Genomic DNA, 16872 nt, shown 5'->3' on the forward strand with positions numbered 1-16872 from the left:
TCAGGTGGCCGGAGTCGGTGACGGGCTCGGCAGCGGCTCGGCCTCAGGGTCGAGGACGGGGTCGGAAGACGGCTCGACCGCAGGGTCGAGACCCGGGTCGGAGGAAGGTTCCCCGTCGGAGGCCGAATCCTCGTCGGTGAACCAGTCGTCGTCGAGCCATGCCGCATGGTCGGCCTCCGCCGCCTCGACCGCCGCTCGCACGGGCGCGAAGGCGGCGACGAGCACGCCTCGATCGGCGTGCGCCGACTGCCGGAGGGCAGCGACCGCCTCGGTGGCGACCTGCAGCAGCGGCTGGTCGGCATAGGGCGCCGCCGCGATGCGCGCCTCGGCATCGGCGGCGACGCGCTCGACGAACGTCGGCTCCGTGGCGCGCAGATCTGCCGTAGCGGCGAGGATCTCGGTCGGCCGGCCGCCGTCGAGCGCGTCGTCGAGCGCGCCGACCGCCGCACCGATCTCGGCGAGCAGCGCCGCGTCGGCGAACCCGTCGAGGTCGCGCACCGCCGTGCGCAGCGGGAGCGCGGCCTCGAGCGCCGCGCGCCGGACACCCGCGAGCGCCGTGCTCGGCGCGGAATCGCGTTCAGCCGCGTACACGACCACGGGCTCGGCGGGGTCGGCCGCCACGGCGTTCTCGGGCGCGATGATCGTGAATCCAACCCACAGGCCGAGGGTGATCAGCAGCACGGCGAGCACGGGAGCGACATCGCGGACGAGGATCTGCTTGAGCGGCGTGCGAGCGCGTTCGGGCGCGGTCGGTGCTTCCGGCATCGGGGCTCCGTGACGTAGGGGGTCGGGGTCCGCACGAGCGCGGCGGGCCGAGCCTATCGGTGCCCGGCGCCGCGGCGCCAGCCGCGAACCCCGTCGGCCCTGCTACCGCCCCTGGCCGATGCCCAACCAGCCGCCCGCGGCATCCGTCCCTGCGGCACCGCCCTCGCCTGCGGCCGTTCCGCCGCCCTTCAGCGCCTGCAGCTGGCGCTCGATCTCGGCCTGCGCCGAGATGACGGCGAGCTGGCGCTCGATGTCGGCGTCGGGCGCGGCGGTCAGGTCGGTCAGGGCACCGCTCGCGAGCAGCTCGTCGGTCGCGGCCGCTCGCGCCTGCATCTGGGCGACGCGGTCGCGGGCTCGGTCGAGGCTCGACCCGACGTCCTCGATGGAGTTGCTGATGCCGGAGACCGCCTCGTTGGCCTTCACCTGCGCCTCGGAGGCCGTGTAGGTCGCCTTGATCGTCTCCTTCTCGATGCGGAACGCGGCGACCTGGTCGGTCAGGCGGCGTTCGCGCTCCTGCAGCTGCGCGGTCTGCCGGTCGAGCGCGGTGAACTGCTGCTGCAGCGCGGCGACCTGGCTCTCGAGCATCGCCCGGCGCTCGAGTGCGGCCCTCGCGAGGTCTTCGCGCCCCTGCGCGAGCGCCTCGGCTGCCTGGGAGCCGAGCCGCTGGTAGCGCGCGCCCATCTCCTCGCCCTGCAGCTCGATGCGCTTCTTCGCGGTCGCGACGTCGGCGACCGCGACGCGAACCTGCTGGAGCAGTTTCACCTGCTGGTCGTAACTGTCGTCGAGGGTCTCGCGCGGATCCTCGATGCGGTCGAGCGCCTTCGTGGTCTTGCTGTGGAAGATCGTGCGCACCCGTGCGGAGTTGCTGCTGCTCATGGTCGGTTCCCCTCGTCTCGAACGGTTGAAGTCGTGGTCTGCGGTCGGCCGGCGGTCGCGGTGCGGGCGCCGTCGCGCCGGTTGAGCGCCTGGAGTTCGTCGATGCCCGCGCGCACGGCCGCGACCTCGCGATCGACCTCCGACCTGAGGGCGGCCAAGGAGTCGTCGGTCGTTCCGGAGAGGCCGGATGCCACGGCGGACCGCACGTGGCGCACGAGCTGCTCGACCTGGTCGACGCGTTCGCGCGCGGCCGCACGTTCCCGGGCGAGCACGGCGGGGTCGCGCTCGGACTCGAGCAGCCGCAGCTGCAGGTCGAGCACGGCGCCCTCGTCGCGGATGCGCCCGAACAGGCGCGGCAGCTCGCTGCGCGGGCTCGCCACGAGCTCGATGGCCGCTGCACCGCTGCGCAGCGCCTCGTCGAGGCGGACGCGCAGTGCGAGCACCTCCCGCTGCGGGCCGCGACTCACGCGCGCCCTGGCTCGGAGTGCCGCTCCGCTCGCGACGCGCTCGCGCCGCACCCGGCGAACGACGGCCCGCACGACGAGCACGAACGTCACCACGACCGCGATCGAGAGCAGCACGATGCCGCCGAGCACGCTCAGCACGACTTCGATGCCGGTCACGAGCACCACCCCCTGCCTCTGGACGCCTTCATCGCAAGACGCGATATAACGCGTGTCGTCACGCTACCCCCGATTCGCCGGATCCGGGAGTGCCTGAGGCCGATTCGCAGGTACGACCCCCGCTCGCGCGCGGGATCGCGCGGCGCACGAGCCCGGCTCGGTAGCTCGCCGCGTCAGCCCGGCGTCGACGGGAACGCACGACGGGCGAGCAGCACGACCAGGGCTCCGACGAGCACCAGGACCGCGCCGCAGAAGGACACCCATTCGAGCCCCGCGCCCGCGAGCACCGCGCCGCCGAGCGCCGCTCCCCCGCCGATGCCGATGTTCGCCGTGGCGTTCACGAGCGCCCCGATCACATCGGGGTTCGCGCCGCGCGTGCGGATCGCCGCGGTCTGGAAGCTCGAGGCGACCGCCCCGAAGGCAGCGCCCCAGAGCGCGCACGCCCCGAGCACGCCGACGAAGCCGGGGAACGTCAGCCCGAGGGCGACGAGCCCCACGACCATGGCGCCGAGCACGAGCAGCAGGCTCGCACGCGGCCGGCGGTCGAGCGTCACGCCGGCGAACCAGGTGCCCACGAGACCGAGACCGCCGAGCACGAGCAGGACGGGGCCGACACCGCTCGCGGCGAGCCCCGTCGCGAGCAGGATCACCGCGACGTACGTGTAGACCGTGTACTGCCCGAGGTAGACGAGCGCGTTCGCGACCGAGACCGCCGCGAGACGCCCGCGTCGCAGGCGCCGGTCGGGATGGTCGGCCTCGGCCGCGGAGTCGACCGAGACGGCGGGCAGCAGGAGCGCCACGAGCAGGAGGGTGCCCGCGCACGCGGCGGCGAGCACGCCGAACGCGACCCGCCAGCCGACGGCCGTGCCGAGCGAGGTCGACAGCGGTACGCCGAGCACGAAGCCGGCCGACGCACCCGCCGTCACGAGCGCGAGCGCGCGACCCGTGAAGTCGGCGTGCACCAGCCTCGAGCCGTAGGCGATGCTCAGCGAGAAGAAGAGCGCGTGCGCGATGCCGCCGATCGCACGGCCCGCGGCGACCACGGCGAAGGTCGGGGCGAGCGCGACCACGAGGTTGCCCGCGGTGTACGCCGCGAGCGTGCCGAGCAGCAGGCCCTTGCGCGGCAACCGGCCGGTCCAGAGCGTCAACGGCAGGGCGAGCACCGCGACCATGAACGCGTAGACGGTCACGAGCAGCCCGGCGATCGACTCCGTGACGCCGAGCTCCGCGCCCATCGCGGGCAGCACGCCGACCGGCAGCATCTCGGTCGTCACCGCGAGGAACGTCGCGGTCGTGAGCGCGACGATGCCTCCGGCGGCCTCGCGCACGGTGCCCGGACGCCACGTCGTCGCGTCGCCGGAGGATCCCATAGGGCGAGGCTACCGAGCCGGGCGGCTCAGACCGCCGCGACCTCGAGCAGCAGCGCGCTCTCGGGTGCGAGCAGCGGCATCGCGAGCCCGAGCTCGCCGAGCACCCGGCCCGTCAGCACGACCTCGCCGACCGCCCACCACGGCGGCGGCGCATCGGCGATCACCGGCGGCGGGCCGCCGACCTCGACGGGCCGGACCCGATAGCGTCGGTCGGGGTCGAGTCCGGGGATGCGCGCGGGCGCGGGCAGCGCGGCCTGCGCCGAATCCAGCGCGACCCGTGCGTACAGCGCCCGCGAGCCGTCGGGTGCGACGACGCCGTGCCCGAGCACGCCCGGGTCGGCATCGTCGCTGCGCACCACGACGCCCGAGTGCAGGAACCGCCGCTCGCGCTGGAACAGGGCGATCCATTCGGCGATCGCCTCGAGGTCGTGCGGTGCGGCCTCGGCGAGGTTCCACTCGATGCCCGCCGAGCCGAAGAGTGCCGTGATCATGCGGAACGACAGCGAGGAGGTGCGACCGGTCGTATGGGCATGTGCTGCCCCGAGATGTCCGCCGAGGTACTCGGGCGGCACGACGAGCGAGGTGTACCGCTGGATGCGCTGGCGCACGAGCGGGTCGTTCGTGTCGCTCGTCCACACCCGCTCGACCCGCTCGAGCACGCCGAGGTCGATGCGGGCGCCGCCCGAGGCGCACGACTCGATCTCGACGCCCGGGTGCTTCGCCCGCACCGCGTCGAGCAGTCGGAGGAACGCCGCGGTCTGCCGGTGCGCGTCGGTCGCGAGCAGGTCGCGGTTGTGATCCCACTTGAGGTACGCGATCGGGTACTCGGAGAGCAGCGCGTCGAGCCGGCCGAGCACGTAGGCGAAGGCCGACGGGTTCGCGAGGTCGAGCGAGTACTGCCAGCGCCAGGACGGCGCGCCGGCCGGCTGCAGCACCCAGTCGGGGTGCTCGCGGGCCACGTCGGAGTCGCGGTTGACCATCTCGGGCTCGACCCAGAGGCCGAAGTCCATGCCGGCCTCCACGACTCGGTCGATGAGGGGGCCGAGGCCGTCCGGCCACGTCGCCGGGTCGACGAACCAGTCGCCGAGTGCCCGGCGGTCGTCGCTGCGGCCTCGGAACCACCCGTCGTCGAGCACGAAGCGTTCGACGCCGACCGCGGCCGCCGCGTCGATGAGCGGCTCGAGGCGTTCCATCGACTGGTCGAAGTACACGGCCTCCCACGTGTTCAGCACGACCGGACGGGTCCGGTCGATCGTCGACCCCGACCGCACCCACGGGTGCAGCCTGGCCGAGACGCCGTCGAGTCCGGCATCCGACCAGACGAGCACGAGCCACGAGGCGACGTACGTCTCGCCCTCGGCGAGCACGATCTCGCCCGCCCCGAGCAGCTCGCCGCCGCCGATCGAGGTCGGTCCGAGCGGGCTCCGCTCGAACCAGAGCGCGCGATCGCCGCTCCAGGCGACGTGCGCCGCCCAGACCTCCCCGGTCCGGAATCCGAACCCCGGGGTGCCTGCGGCGAGCAGGAACGCGTCGTCGTGCCCCGGCCTGCCGTGCCGCGACTCGCGCGCCCACACGCCATGGCCGGGCACGAACCGCTGCGGGCGCCGTTCGTTCGCCCAGAGCCCCGAGAAGTCGAGCACCTCGCGGGCGCGGTCCGGCACCGGCACGACGGATGCCGCGGCGCCGAGGCTCAGCGTCGACTCGCCGTCGTTCGTCAGCACGTGGCGCACGCGCAGGACGCCCTGGGGGGTGAGCTCGAGCTCGATGCCGAGATCGACGGATGCCGCGGCATCCGTCACCCGGATGATGAGCCGCTCGCCCGCCGGGTCGTCGACGCGTTCGCACGACCGGAGCACGAGGGCGAGGTCGACGGGGCGTTCGCCCGAGACCGCGAGCGCGGGCCGGCCGCTCCAGCCCTCGGCGATCGACGGCGCGAGCGAGAGCCGCAGCGGCACGTCGATCGAGCTCGGCGGCACGGCCGGCACCGAGGCATCCGCGACCGCCTCGAGCTCGGAGGCGGACAGGTCGCCGAGGTCTGCGCCCCAGTGCACGATCGCGGGCACCCCCGCGCCACGGGCATCGACGAGCACGCTGACACCCGCGGCACGGAGGTGATGGATCATGCCGCGATTATCCCTTCACGGGGATCGACTGGGCCTTCAGCGCGTCGATCGTCGTCGTCTGACCGTTCTCGAGCGCCTCGAAGAGCGTGCCCTGACCGCTCGCCGCAGCCTTGAAGCCGTCGGCGACGTCGGCGTAGGTCTGCGTCATGGTCGGACCCCACACGAAGTCGGGGTTGACCTGCGTCGCGGCCTCCTTGAACACGTCGTAGATCTTCTGGCCGCCGTAGAACTCCACGCCCTCCTGCAGCGAGGGCAGGTCGAGGCCCGCGGTCGTGGCCGGATAGATGTTCGCCGTGGTGTTCAGCGCGGTGAGCGCCTCGTCGGAGGTGTTCAGCCAGAGCGCGAACTTCGTCGCCTCGTAGAGGTGCTCGGTGCCCTTGAAGACCGCGGTCGAGGAGCCGCCCCAGTTGCCGGCCTTCGCGTCGCCGGAGCTCCACTGCGGCGCGAGGGCCACCGACCAGTTGCCCGCCGTGTCGGGAGCGCCCGATGCGATCGAGTTCGCACCCCAGACGGCGGAGTTCCACGACCAGACCTCGCCCGAGTTGTAGGCGTTGTTCCACTCGTCGGTCCAGGCGGGGTAGGTCGAGACGAGGTCCTCGTCGATGAGGTCCTGCCAGTAGTCGGCGACGGTCTTCGAGGCGTCGCCGGTCAGGTCGACCGTCCACTCCTCGCCGTCGTTCTGGAACCACTGGCCGTCGGCCTGCCACACGAATCCGGCGAACTGGTTGATGTCGGTCTGCGAGAAGTTGGTGATGTACCCGCCGGCGGCGCGGACCTTCTTGGCGGCCTCCTTGTACTCGTCCCACGTCGTGGGCACGGCGATGCCGTTGGCCTCGAACAGGTCGGAGCGGTAGAAGAGCGCCATGGGGCCCGAGTCCTGCGGCACGCCGTAGATCTCGTCGGCGGTGCCGAGCGTGACCTGGCCCCAGGTCCACGGCACGAAGTCGTCTTCGGCGGCGACGACGTCGGCGCAGGCCGCGAGGTTCTCCAGGCCGTCCTGCACGCGGAAGTTCGGCAGGGCGTCGTACTCGATCTGGCCGAGGTCGGGCGCGTTGCCGGCCTTCAGCTGGTTGAAGAAGTTCTGGTACGTGCCCGAGTTGCCGTTCGGGCCGGTCTGCACCGTGACCTGGATGTCGGGGTTCTCGTCGTTCCACATCTGCACGGCATCCTCGATGCCGGGGATCCACGACGTGAACGTGAGGTCGACCTTGCCGTCGCTCGGCGTGCAATCGCCGGCGGCGCTGGTGCCGCCGTCCCCGCTCGCCGTCGAGCATCCGGCCAGTGCGAGCGAGCCCACGAGCGCGAGCGCTGCGATGGCCTTCTTCTTGTGCTGCATGCTGATCCTTCTCTTGGTGGGGAATGCCGCCCGCGGGGTGCGGGCGATCTGGGTGATGGGTGGTGCGTCCAGGGGGCGCCGTCGGGTGCAGCTACTTGAGCGCACCGGCTCCGAGCCCGTTGCGCCAGAAGCGCTGGAGGGCGAGGAAGGCGACGATGAGGGGGATGATCGAGAGCAGCGCCCCGATCAGCACGTAGCTGCGCAGCTCGGGGATCTGGTTGAGCTGCGAGTTCCACGTGTAGAGGCCGAACGTGACCGGGAAGAGCTCCTCGCTGCGCAGCATGATGAGCGGCAGGAAGAAGTTGTTCCAGATGGCCACGAACTGGAAGAGGAACACGGTCACGAGCGCGGGCGACATGAGCCTGATCGAGACGGTGAAGAACGTGCGCACCTCGCCGGCGCCGTCGATGCGGCTCGCCTCGATGAGCTCGTCGGGAACGGATGCCGCCGCGAAGATGCGCGTGAGGTAGACGCCGAACGGGCTCACGATCGAGGGCAGGAAGACCGCCCAGAACGTGTTCGTGAGGCCCATCTGGCTGAACATGAGGAACAGCGGCAGCGCGAGTGCCGTCGCCGGCACGAGCACCCCGCCGAGCACGACGTTGAAGATGACCTCACGGCCCGGGAACCGGTACTTGGCGAGCGCGTAGCCGCACATGGCCGCGAACAGCGTGCCGATGAGGCCGCCGAGGCCGGCGTAGAGCACGCTGTTGCCGAGCCAGCGCCAGTAGACGCCGCCGCGGTAGTCGAAGAGCGCGGTGATGTTCTCGGCGAGGTCGAAGTCGGCGAACCACAGGCCGGGGGTCGTGAGCAGCTGCCCAGGGTTCTTCGTCGAGGCGACGAACAGCCACCAGATCGGCACCAGGAAGTACAGCGTGAACACGCCCATGACGAGCATCGCCGCGGTGCGCGACATGAGGCTCTCACGGGGGCCGCGTGCGCGCGGGGCACCGGCCGCGGCGGTTCCCTTCGGGCCCGTGACGCCGGGCATGGCGGTCGTGGCGGTCATTCGGCGTCCCCCTTGCGCTGGGTGATCTTCAGGAAGGTGAAGCTGAGGGCGAACGTCGCGAGCGCGAGCACGACCGAGAACGCGGCCGCGAGGCTCGAGTTCGGCACCGAGGCCGTCGCGTAGATCGTCATGTTCGGCGTGTACGTGCTGATCACGGCCGACGAGAACGACGCGAAGACCTGCGGCTCGGCGAGCAGCTGGAGCGTGCCGATGATGGAGAACACGGCCGTCAGCAGGATCGCGGGTCGCACGAGCGGGATCTTGATCGACCAGGCGATGCGCATCTGGCTCGCGCCGTCGAGCCTCGCGGCCTCGTAGATCTCGGTGGGGATCGACAGCAGCGACGAGTAGATGATCAGCATGTTGTAGCCGACGAACACCCAGGTCACGACGTTCGCGATCGACCACAGCACGAGGTCGGCGCCGAGGAAGTCGACGTTCTTCGTGAGGGCCGTGAACGGCGACAGGTTGGGGCTGAACATGAACCCCCACATGATCGCCGCGATGACGCCGGGCACGGCGTACGGCACGAAGAACGCGAGGCGGAAGAACTTCTTGCCCCTCACGAGGGGCGAGTCGAGCAGCAGCGCGAACAGCAGCGCGAGCCCCAGCATGACCGGTACCTGCACGATGCCGAACGTGAGCACGCGGAGCACGGATGCCCAGAACGGCCCGTTCTGGAACACCAGCGCGTACTGCGCGAGCCCGCCGAAGACCTCGGTGGCCTGCCCGTACGTGCCCTCGCGCTCGACCACGAGCATCGACTGCCAGATCGCCTGCACGATCGGGATCAGGTAGAAGAGCACGAACAGCACGCCGAACGGGGCGATGAAGACGGCGATCGCGGCCTTGTGCGGCACGGGGATGCGTCGTCGCGGCGTCGGCCGCTGCTCGGTCGCGCTCACGGCGACGTCGGCGGGTGCGGCGGTCATGCCGCCTCCTCTCTGATGATGCGGATGCCGAAGCCCGGCACGGTGATGACGCCGTCGACGGCCGTCGAGGTGACGAGGTCGACGCCGACCCCGTCGACGACGACCGGCTCGGCCCCGTGGTTGACGGCGAACAGGTAGCTGCGGCCCTCGCCGACGCGGCGCACGAGCTCCAGCTCGGCGCCGGCGCCCGTGGGCCTGGCGACGCCCGCCTCGTCGGCGATGCGGGCGACGAGCGAGCGATAGTCTGCGGCATCCGGCATGGTCGCGAGGTACCAGGCGGCACCGTCGCCGTGGTCGTTGCGCGTGACGGCGGGCACGCCCGCGACCGGGCCCTCGACGAACGTGTCGATCGCATGGGCCGTGGTGAGCGCGAGGTGCTCGGTCCAGAGTCGGGCGGTCGCCCCGGAGGTCAGTCGCACTGCGTCCTCGGGGCGCAGCGGCGCGAACTCCTGCACGCGGATGCCGAGCATCTCGGCGAACGCGCCGGGGTAGCCGCCCAGCCGCACGCGGTCCTGCTCGTCGACGATGCCGCTGTAGAAGGTCACGAGCGTGGTTCCGCCGCCGGCGACGTACGCCTCGAGGTTCGCCGCGTCGGCGTCGGTGACGCTGTAGAGGGCGGGAACGACGACCAGCTTGTACCCCGAGAGGTCCGCACCCGGGTGCACGACGTCGATCGTCGCCCCGGTGGCGCGCAGCGCGGCGTGGGCCGCGTGCACCTGCTCGAGGTACTCGACGGCGTGGCTCGGCCGGTTGTCGGCGTCGGTGGCCCACCAGGCGTCCCAGCTGAAGAGCACGGCGGTGTCGGCGACGACCCCAGTGCCCGTGACCTCGTCGAGGCGGTCGAGGAGGGCGCCGAGCTCGACGACCTCGCGCCAGACGTCGCTGTCGGTGCCCGCGTGCGGCAGCAGCGCGGAGTGGAACTTCTCCGACCCCTGCGCCGAGGCGCGCCACTGGAAGAAGCAGATGCCGTCGGCCCCACGCGCGACGTGCTGCACGGCGTTGCGGGTCATCTCGCCCCTGGCCTTCGCGATGTTGTGCGGCTGCCAGTTGACCGCGCTCGTCGAGGTCTCCATGAGCATCCACGGCTGCCCGCCGGCGATGCCGCGGGTCAGGTCGGCGGCGAACGCGAGTTCGGCGGTCGGGTCGCCGAGGCGGTTGTCGAGGTAGTGGTCGTTCGCGACGACGTCCATCTCGGCGGCCCACGCGAAGTAGTCGAGGTTGCGGATGTGCGCCGTGACCATGAAGTTCGTCGTGATCGGCGCCGCGCTGCGGGCTCGGATGACCTCCGCCTCGGCCCGGTAGTACCCGAGCAGCTCGTCGGAGCTGAACCGGTGGAAGTCGAGCACCTGGCCGGGGTTGCGCGTCGAGAGGTTGCGCATGGGCGTCAGGATCTCGTCCCAGGTGTCGTAGCGCTGGCTCCAGAAGGTCGTGCCCCATGCCCGGTTCAGCTCGGCGATGGTGCCGTAGCGCCGCTCGAGCCAACGCCGGAACGACGCCGTGCTCTCGGCGCAGTGGCAGAGCGCGTTGTGGCAGCCGAGCTCGTTCGAGACGTGCCAGAGCTCGACGTTCGGGTGCGAGCCGTAGCGCTCGGCCACCTGCTCGACGAGGGCGAGCGCATAGCGGCGGAAGACCGGCGACGAGGGGCACCAGGCCTGGCGACCGCCCGGATACCGGGTCGTGCCGTCGTCGGCGACCGGGAGGATCTCGGGGTGCAGGGTCGACAGCCACGGGGGCGGCGAGGCGGTGGCGGTGCCGAGGTTCACGCGGATGCCGGCATCCGCCAGCAGCGCCATGACCGTGTCGAGGGCGGTGAAGTCGTAGGTGCCCTTGCGCGGGTTGATCTGCGACCAGCCGAAGATGTTGATGGCGACGAGGTCGACCCCGGCCTCGCGCATGAGCCGCACGTCTTCGAGCCAGACCTCGGGGTCCCACTGCTCGGGGTTGTAGTCGCATCCGAACGCGATGCCGTCGTGACGCCAGGTGCGGCGTTCCGCGCGGTGCTCGGTGTTCTCGGTGTGCGACTGCATGCTCTCCCCGACTGCGTCGATGCTGATCTGTGAACGTGCACAGATCCTGCAGCGACAACTCCGCGTCGAGAGTCTGTGAACGTGCACAGACTAACCACGGCCCGTGTCGGATGTCAAACACGATCTCGCCGCGCACCGCCGGTACAGTGGGCCACATGCCCGAGATCCCCGCCCGTCGCAAGCGCGCGACGGTGCACGACGTCGCCGTCGAGGCGGGCGTCTCCCGCGGCACCGTGAGCCGCGTCGTCAACGGCGAGCGCTACGTCTCCGACGAGGCGCGCAAGGCCATCGAGGCCGCGATCGTGAAGGTCGGCTACGTGCCGAACACGGCGGCCCGCAACCTCGTCATGCAGCGCACCCAGGCCGTCGCGTTCATCGTGCACGAGCCCGGCCCGCTCTTCGTCGAAGACCCGAACATCGGCGAGATCCTGCTCGGCGCGAACGCCGCCCTCTCCGACGCCGACTACCAGATGGCGAGCATCGTCGTCGACTCCGAACGCGACACCGAGCGCGTCGCCCGGTTCCTCCGCGGCGGGTTCGTCGACGGCGTCGTCATGGTCTCGGCACGCACCAACGACCCGATCACGCGCGTCATCGAGCAGCTCGCACTGCCCGCCGCGTTCGTCGGCCACCCGCCCGGCCTCACCGCGGCCTGGGTCGGCATCGACAACATCGGCTCCGCACGCGCCATCACCGAGCGGCTCGTCGGCACCGGGCGCCGACGCATCGGCATGATCGCCGCGGCGCTCGACCGCGACTCGGGCGTCGACCGCCTGCAGGGGTTCACCGACGCGCTCGGCGACCGGTTCGACGCGGCCCTCGTCGAGTCCGTGCCGCTCTACTCGTACTCGGCCGGCGTCGAGGGCATGCGCGCGCTCCTGGCGCGGCATCCCGAGATCGACGGCGTCTTCGCCGCCTCCGACGCGGTCGCGGCCGGGGCCCTCGAGACGCTCCGGGAGGCGGGTCGGCGCGTGCCCGAAGACGTCGGCGTCGTCGGTTTCGACGACAGCGCCTGGGCGACGCGCACCCATCCCGCGCTCTCGACGGTGCGCCAGCCCGCCGCTGGACTCGGCCGAGCCGCAGCCGAGAGCGTGCTCGCGCAGATCCGCGGCGAGGAGCCCGCCGTCGACGGCATCATGGTCGAGACCTCGGTCGTCTGGCGCGAGTCGGCCTGACCTCAGCCGCCGCTGCGCCGCCCGGTGCGGACGCGCTCGACGGTCTCGGCCGCCGCAGTCGCGACGAGCACGAGCGAGACGAGCGCGCCCATCCAGATCGGATCGAGCGCGGGGCTCAGCACGGCGAGCGCGGCGAGCAGCACGAGCCCTCCCGCCTGGCCGCGCATCCATCGGCCCTCGATCACCCGCCGGAACAGCAGCGTGCCGCCGAGGAAGAGCACGGGACCGCCGATGATCACGACCGTCGTCGCTGCACTGCCCTCGTGCGGATGCGCGAGCACCTCCTTGTCGCCCACGCCGAGCATGACGATGCCGGCGACGATGAGCAGGTGCACCCACGAGTACGCGACCCGTGCCAGCCGGCCGGGCGACTCGTGCGCGGCCACCGCCTCCGGCCCGGCCCGCTCGCCGTGGTCGAAGTAGATCCACCAGCATGCGGCGGCCGTGATGAAGGCCGTCACGAGTGCGGCCCCGACCTCGGGAGACGCCTCGGAACCCACGACCTGGAAGCCCGTGACCAGCAGCCCCTCGCCGAACGCGATGAGCACGAACAGCGCGGCGCGCTCCGCGATGTGCGGACCCGACACATCCCAGGCCCCGACCTCGACCCGACCGAGCCTCGGCACCGGATAGCCGAGCACGCTGCCGAGCAGTTCGATCCCGAGCGCGGCGGCCCACACTGGCAGCTGCACCGGCAACGGCAGCAGCGCGCCGACGACCCAGAACACCGACCCGGCCGCGGTCCAGACCAGCACGCACGAGAAGTCGCGCGCGAGCGCGGCGTCGTGCCGTGCTGCGGCGAGGACGACGAACGTCGCCCGGCCGAGCTGGAGCACCACGTAGGCGACGGCGAAGGCCCATGCCCGGTCGCCGAACGCCTCGACGATCGACACGCTCAGCACGAAGGCGACGAACGCGAGCGCGAGGACCGCCCCGCGCACCGGCAGCTTGACCGGATCGAGCCAGTGGGTCAGCCAGGTCGTCGAGATCCACGCCCACCAGAGCGCCGTCACGGCGAGCGCGCCCTCGAGCGCGCCGAGCGGCGTCTGATCGGCGTACAGGGAGGCGCCGACCTGCGTGAGCCCGAACACGAACACGAGGTCGAAGAACAGCTCGACGTACGCGACACGATCGGCGCGCTCGGTTCCCGTCGGGCGCAGCAGGTCTCGCCGGAAGCCGATCATGATCGCGTCTCGCATGCGGGCGACGTCGCCATGGCCGCATCACCTCCGAGGCCGAGGGTACCGACCGCACTGGCACCCGTCACGAGGGCGCGCGTCGGTCGAGCCGCCGCCACCTGCTCGGCGATGAGCTCGCGGAGGCCGGTCAGCGCGAGAGCACCGCCGGTTCGACCCTGGTCGGCATCGACGTGGGGTCGGCGAGCGTGCGGGCGAACACCAGTTCCGCCGCGCCGATGAGCAGCAGTTCGTCGTGCAGCATCGCGCCCACGATCTCGGGCTCGCTCCCTCCCCCGGGCAGCGTCGGTGCGATGCGTCGGTGGATCTCGGCCTCACCGACCGCGGCGAGCAGGTGGGCGAGATGGCCGCCGAGGATGATCGTGCGCGGATTGAAGATGTTGACGATCGACCGCAGGGCGACCGCGAGCCGGTTCACCTGCCGGTCGATCTCGGCGGCGCCCGCCGACCCGGGGTCGAGCCATGCGGCGATCATCGCCTCGAGCACGGCCGCGGGCTCGACATCGCCGAGGCCGGTCGCCTCGACGAACCGGTCGCGTCGCACCTCGGTCTCGAGGCAGCCGGTCGCACCGCAGTGGCAGCGACGACCGCGCGTCGAGACCGCCGTGTGCCCGAACTCGCCCGCGTTGCCGCCCTCACCGCCGACGAGCCGGCCGTTGATGACGATGCCGCCGCCGATGCCGCTCGCCCCGCCGTTCAGGTAGATGACGACGCCGTCGCCTCGACCGGCGCCGAAGGTCGTCTCGGCCACGACGCCGCAGTTCGCGTCGTTGCCGACGACCACGCGCATGCCGGTCGCCTCTTCGACCAGCCGTCCGATCGGTGCGTCGCGCCAGCCGAGGTGGGGGGCGAGGATCGCCGACCCGTCGAGCTCCCGGACGAGTCCGGGGAGGGCCACGCCCACGCCCAGCACCGCGGTGTCGCCGAACGCGGGCCGCATGCCCTCGATGATCGCGCTCACGACGTTGACGAACTCGCCGACCGTCGGCGTGCGCTCGTTGCGGTACCTGACCCGATGCAGCACGCGCCCGCTGAGGCCGACGAGCGCGACGTCGACGGCGTCGACCTCGGGATTGACCGCGATCGCGGTCGCCTGGTCGGAGGCGGCCACCGAGGGGCTCGGACGCCCGACCTTGCGGACCGCCACGGCCGGGTTCTCGACGACGAGGCCCCGATGCGACAGCTCGGACACCAACCCGCCGACCGTCGACCGGTTGAGCGCCGTCGCCTTCGTGATCTCGGCCCTCGACATCGGCCCGTCCCGGTGCACCAGTCGGAGGACCTGCGCGAGGTTCTGCCTGCGGATGTCGTCGATCGTCGCCCCGAGCGTCGAGCCCGGCGCATCCGTCCTCGCCCCGTCCATACCCACCCTTTCGGAACGTCTCGGCGAAGCGCACGGCGGGGCGGCGGACTGCTCGGCAGTCCGTCGCCCCGGCGACGCCTCTCGCCCAGACTGTCAGTTGCTGCTGAAGGCCGCGTCGAACGCGGCCGACGGCGGCGTGATCGCGTTGAGGCGGCGCACGAACGCGAGCGCCTCGGGCGCCCCGTACAGCCGGTCCATGCCCGCGTCCTCCCACTCCACGCTGGTCGGCCCGTCGTAGCCGATCGCGTTCAGCGCGCGGAAGACGGGCTCCCACGGCACGGCGCCGTGCCCGGTGGACACGAAGGTCCAGCCGCGGCGGGGGTTGGCCCACGGCAGGTGCGAGCCGAGCACGCCGTTCCGCCCGTCGAGGTTCGTCACGGACTCCTTCACGTGCACGTGGAACACGTGCTCGGCGAAGTCGAGCACGAACGCCACGCTGTCGAGCTGCTGCCACACGAAGTGCGACGGGTCGAAGTTGAACCCGAAGCTCGGCCGGTGGCCGATGGCCTCGAGGGTGCGCTTCGCGGTCCAGTAGTCGTAGGCGATCTCCGACGGGTGCACCTCGAGCGCGAACCGCACGCCGACCTCCTCGAACACGTCGAGGATGGGGTTCCAGCGGTCGGCGAAGTCGCGGTAGCCGGCCTCGATCCACTCGTCGGAGGCGGGCGGGAACATGGCGACGGCCTTCCAGATGGACGAGCCCGTGAACCCGTTCACGGTCTGCACGCCGAGCTTCGCCGCGAACCTCGCCGTGTCCTTCAGGTCTTCCGCGGCGCGCTGCCGCACGCCCTCGGGATCGCCGTCGCCCCAGACACGGTCGCTCAGGATGTCGCGGTGGCGCTCGTCGATCGGGTCGTCGCACACCGCCTGCCCGGTCAGGTGGTTCGAGATCGCGAAGACCTTCAGGCCGTTGCGCTCGAGGATGTCCTTGCGGGACTGCACGTAGGCGTCGTCGTCCCATCTGGAGACGTCGAGGTGGTCGCCCCAGCAGGCGATCTCGAGGCCGTCGTAGCCCCACTCCCCTGCGAGCCGGGCGACCTCCTCGAACGGCAGGTCGGCCCATTGGCCGGTGAACAGCGTGATCGGTCGCGTCATCGCGAGTGCTCCTTGCTTCGGTCGGTCGGTCGAACGGATGCCGGCATCAATCCACCGGCTTCCAGGCGGAGCCCTCGGACGAGCTGTGCTCGACCGCGTCGAGCACGCGCTGGAGATGGAGGCCGTCGGCGAACGACGGACTGGGGGCGGTGCCGGCGACGATCGCGTTCACGAGCTCGACGACCTGGTGCGAGAACCCGTGCTCGTAGCCGAGCGTGTGCCCCGGCGGCCACCACGGTGCCAGGTACGGATGCCCCGGCTCGGTGACGAGGATCCGGCGGAACCCCTGCTCGAGATCGGGGTCGGCGACGCTGTAGACCTCGAGCTCGTTGAGCCGTTCGAGGTCGAACGCGATGGCTCCTCGCGAGCCCGACACCTCGATCGTGAGGGCGTTCTTCCGGCCGGTCGCGAACCGCGTCGCCTCGAACGTGCCGATCGGCGCGAATCCCTCCTGCGTCGCGAAGCGTCCGGTGACGAGCGCGACGTCGTCGACCGTCACGGTGCCGAGCTCGTCGGAGGCGGTGCCCGAGAGCCCGACCCGTTCGCCGAGCATCGGCCGTTCGGTGACGATCGTCTCGAGGATCCCGGAGACGCGCTCGAGCGGCAGCCCGGTGATGAACTCGGCGAGGTCGATGGCATGGGCGCCGATGTCGCCGAGCGAGCCGGATCCGGCGCGCTGCTTCTCGAGCCGCCAGGTCATGGGGCCCGTCTCGTCGCGGAGCCAGTCCTGGCGGTAGGCGGCACGGACCTGCCGCACCACCCCGATGCGGCCCGCCGCGACGAGGTCCCGGGCGAACGTCACCGCCGGAACCCGGCGGTACGTGAGGCCGACCATGCTGAACACGCCGCGCTGGGCAGCGGCGTTCGCGGCCTCGGCCATGGCTTCGGCCTCGGCGACGGTGTTGGCGAGCGGCTTCTCGCAGAGCACGTGCTTGCCGGCCTCGAGGGCGGCGATCGCGATCTCCGCATGCGTGTCGCCCGG

At 71.7% G+C, this 16872-nt stretch carries 14 protein-coding genes; 1 reads left to right on the forward strand and 13 read right to left on the reverse strand.

Annotation, left to right across the window (positions count from 1 at the left end; translation table 11 throughout):
* The 9 genes from ACFVS8_RS12730 to ACFVS8_RS12770 all read right to left on the reverse strand — a co-directional run bounded on the left by ACFVS8_RS12730 (window position 1) and on the right by ACFVS8_RS12770 (window position 11061).
* Window positions 1-765: a hypothetical protein gene (locus ACFVS8_RS12730; protein WP_387062552.1), complete on the reverse strand. Its 765-nt coding sequence runs from the start codon at window positions 763-765 to the stop codon at window positions 1-3.
* Between the two features lie 102 nt (window positions 766-867).
* The gene (locus tag ACFVS8_RS12735) at window positions 868-1641 is read right to left on the reverse strand and encodes a PspA/IM30 family protein (protein WP_387062555.1); all 774 of its coding nucleotides are present in this window, start codon (window positions 1639-1641) and stop codon (window positions 868-870) included.
* Entirely contained in the window at window positions 1638-2264 is a 627-nt protein-coding gene (locus tag ACFVS8_RS12740; RefSeq protein ID WP_387062558.1) for a hypothetical protein, read from the reverse strand. The genes ACFVS8_RS12735 and ACFVS8_RS12740 overlap by 4 nt, the downstream gene beginning before the upstream one ends.
* Window positions 2265-2437: 173 nt before the next feature.
* Window positions 2438-3634, reverse strand: coding sequence for an MFS transporter (locus ACFVS8_RS12745; protein ID WP_387062561.1), 1197 nt, complete (start codon window positions 3632-3634; stop codon window positions 2438-2440).
* Between the two features lie 26 nt (window positions 3635-3660).
* Window positions 3661-5757, reverse strand: coding sequence for an alpha-galactosidase (locus ACFVS8_RS12750; protein WP_387062564.1), 2097 nt, complete (start codon window positions 5755-5757; stop codon window positions 3661-3663).
* Between the two features lie 7 nt (window positions 5758-5764).
* Window positions 5765-7093, reverse strand: a complete 1329-nt coding sequence (locus ACFVS8_RS12755; protein ID WP_387062567.1) for an ABC transporter substrate-binding protein — start codon at window positions 7091-7093, stop codon at window positions 5765-5767.
* A 91-nt stretch (window positions 7094-7184) separates the two neighbouring features.
* A complete protein-coding gene (locus ACFVS8_RS12760) occupies window positions 7185-8102 on the reverse strand; it encodes a carbohydrate ABC transporter permease (RefSeq protein WP_387062570.1) in 918 nt (305 codons plus the stop codon).
* Complete coding sequence (locus tag ACFVS8_RS12765; protein WP_387062573.1) at window positions 8099-9034, reverse strand: carbohydrate ABC transporter permease; 936 nt, start codon at window positions 9032-9034, stop codon at window positions 8099-8101. The genes ACFVS8_RS12760 and ACFVS8_RS12765 overlap by 4 nt, the downstream gene beginning before the upstream one ends.
* Window positions 9031-11061 (reverse strand): beta-galactosidase, encoded by a 2031-nt coding sequence (locus ACFVS8_RS12770; protein ID WP_387062576.1) that lies wholly within the window; start codon window positions 11059-11061, stop codon window positions 9031-9033. Before ACFVS8_RS12770 ends, ACFVS8_RS12765 begins: the two co-directional genes overlap by 4 nt.
* A 155-nt stretch (window positions 11062-11216) precedes the next feature.
* Here ACFVS8_RS12770 and ACFVS8_RS12775 point away from each other — a divergent pair, with 155 nt between their 5' ends.
* Window positions 11217-12236, forward strand: a complete 1020-nt coding sequence (locus ACFVS8_RS12775) for a LacI family DNA-binding transcriptional regulator (RefSeq protein ID WP_387062579.1) — start codon at window positions 11217-11219, stop codon at window positions 12234-12236.
* Between the two features lie 2 nt (window positions 12237-12238).
* On the opposite strand, the gene ACFVS8_RS12780 is transcribed toward ACFVS8_RS12775, so the two are convergent.
* The 4 genes from ACFVS8_RS12780 to ACFVS8_RS12795 form a co-directional block, all read right to left on the reverse strand.
* Complete coding sequence (locus tag ACFVS8_RS12780; protein WP_387062582.1) at window positions 12239-13435, reverse strand: low temperature requirement protein A; 1197 nt, start codon at window positions 13433-13435, stop codon at window positions 12239-12241.
* 127 nt (window positions 13436-13562) lie between these two features.
* Entirely contained in the window at window positions 13563-14795 is a 1233-nt protein-coding gene (locus ACFVS8_RS12785) for an ROK family protein (protein WP_387062584.1), read from the reverse strand.
* 93 nt (window positions 14796-14888) lie between these two features.
* Window positions 14889-15890, reverse strand: a complete 1002-nt coding sequence (locus ACFVS8_RS12790; RefSeq protein ID WP_387062586.1) for a sugar phosphate isomerase/epimerase family protein — start codon at window positions 15888-15890, stop codon at window positions 14889-14891.
* Between the two features lie 46 nt (window positions 15891-15936).
* Window positions 15937-16872 (reverse strand): Gfo/Idh/MocA family protein (locus ACFVS8_RS12795; RefSeq protein ID WP_387062589.1); only part of this gene is annotated, 936 nt, incomplete at its 5' end.

It is taken from the genome of Agromyces sp. NPDC058110 (assembly GCF_042884735.1).
Classification (GTDB): domain Bacteria; phylum Actinomycetota; class Actinomycetes; order Actinomycetales; family Microbacteriaceae; genus Agromyces.

Coding starts and splice junctions, on each gene's coding strand:
- ACFVS8_RS12775 (WP_387062579.1), top strand. CDS start 11,217: ATGCCCGAGATCCCCGCCCGTCGCAAGCGCGCGACGGTGCACGACGTC.
- ACFVS8_RS12790 (WP_387062586.1), bottom strand. CDS start 15,890: ATGACGCGACCGATCACGCTGTTCACCGGCCAATGGGCCGACCTGCCG.
- ACFVS8_RS12755 (WP_387062567.1), bottom strand. CDS start 7,093: ATGCAGCACAAGAAGAAGGCCATCGCAGCGCTCGCGCTCGTGGGCTCG.
- ACFVS8_RS12785 (WP_387062584.1), bottom strand. CDS start 14,795: ATGGACGGGGCGAGGACGGATGCGCCGGGCTCGACGCTCGGGGCGACG.
- ACFVS8_RS12760 (WP_387062570.1), bottom strand. CDS start 8,102: ATGACCGCCACGACCGCCATGCCCGGCGTCACGGGCCCGAAGGGAACC.
- ACFVS8_RS12735 (WP_387062555.1), bottom strand. CDS start 1,641: ATGAGCAGCAGCAACTCCGCACGGGTGCGCACGATCTTCCACAGCAAG.
- ACFVS8_RS12780 (WP_387062582.1), bottom strand. CDS start 13,435: ATGCGAGACGCGATCATGATCGGCTTCCGGCGAGACCTGCTGCGCCCG.
- ACFVS8_RS12770 (WP_387062576.1), bottom strand. CDS start 11,061: ATGCAGTCGCACACCGAGAACACCGAGCACCGCGCGGAACGCCGCACC.
- ACFVS8_RS12730 (WP_387062552.1), bottom strand. CDS start 765: ATGCCGGAAGCACCGACCGCGCCCGAACGCGCTCGCACGCCGCTCAAG.
- ACFVS8_RS12750 (WP_387062564.1), bottom strand. CDS start 5,757: ATGATCCATCACCTCCGTGCCGCGGGTGTCAGCGTGCTCGTCGATGCC.
- ACFVS8_RS12765 (WP_387062573.1), bottom strand. CDS start 9,034: ATGACCGCCGCACCCGCCGACGTCGCCGTGAGCGCGACCGAGCAGCGG.
- ACFVS8_RS12745 (WP_387062561.1), bottom strand. CDS start 3,634: ATGGGATCCTCCGGCGACGCGACGACGTGGCGTCCGGGCACCGTGCGC.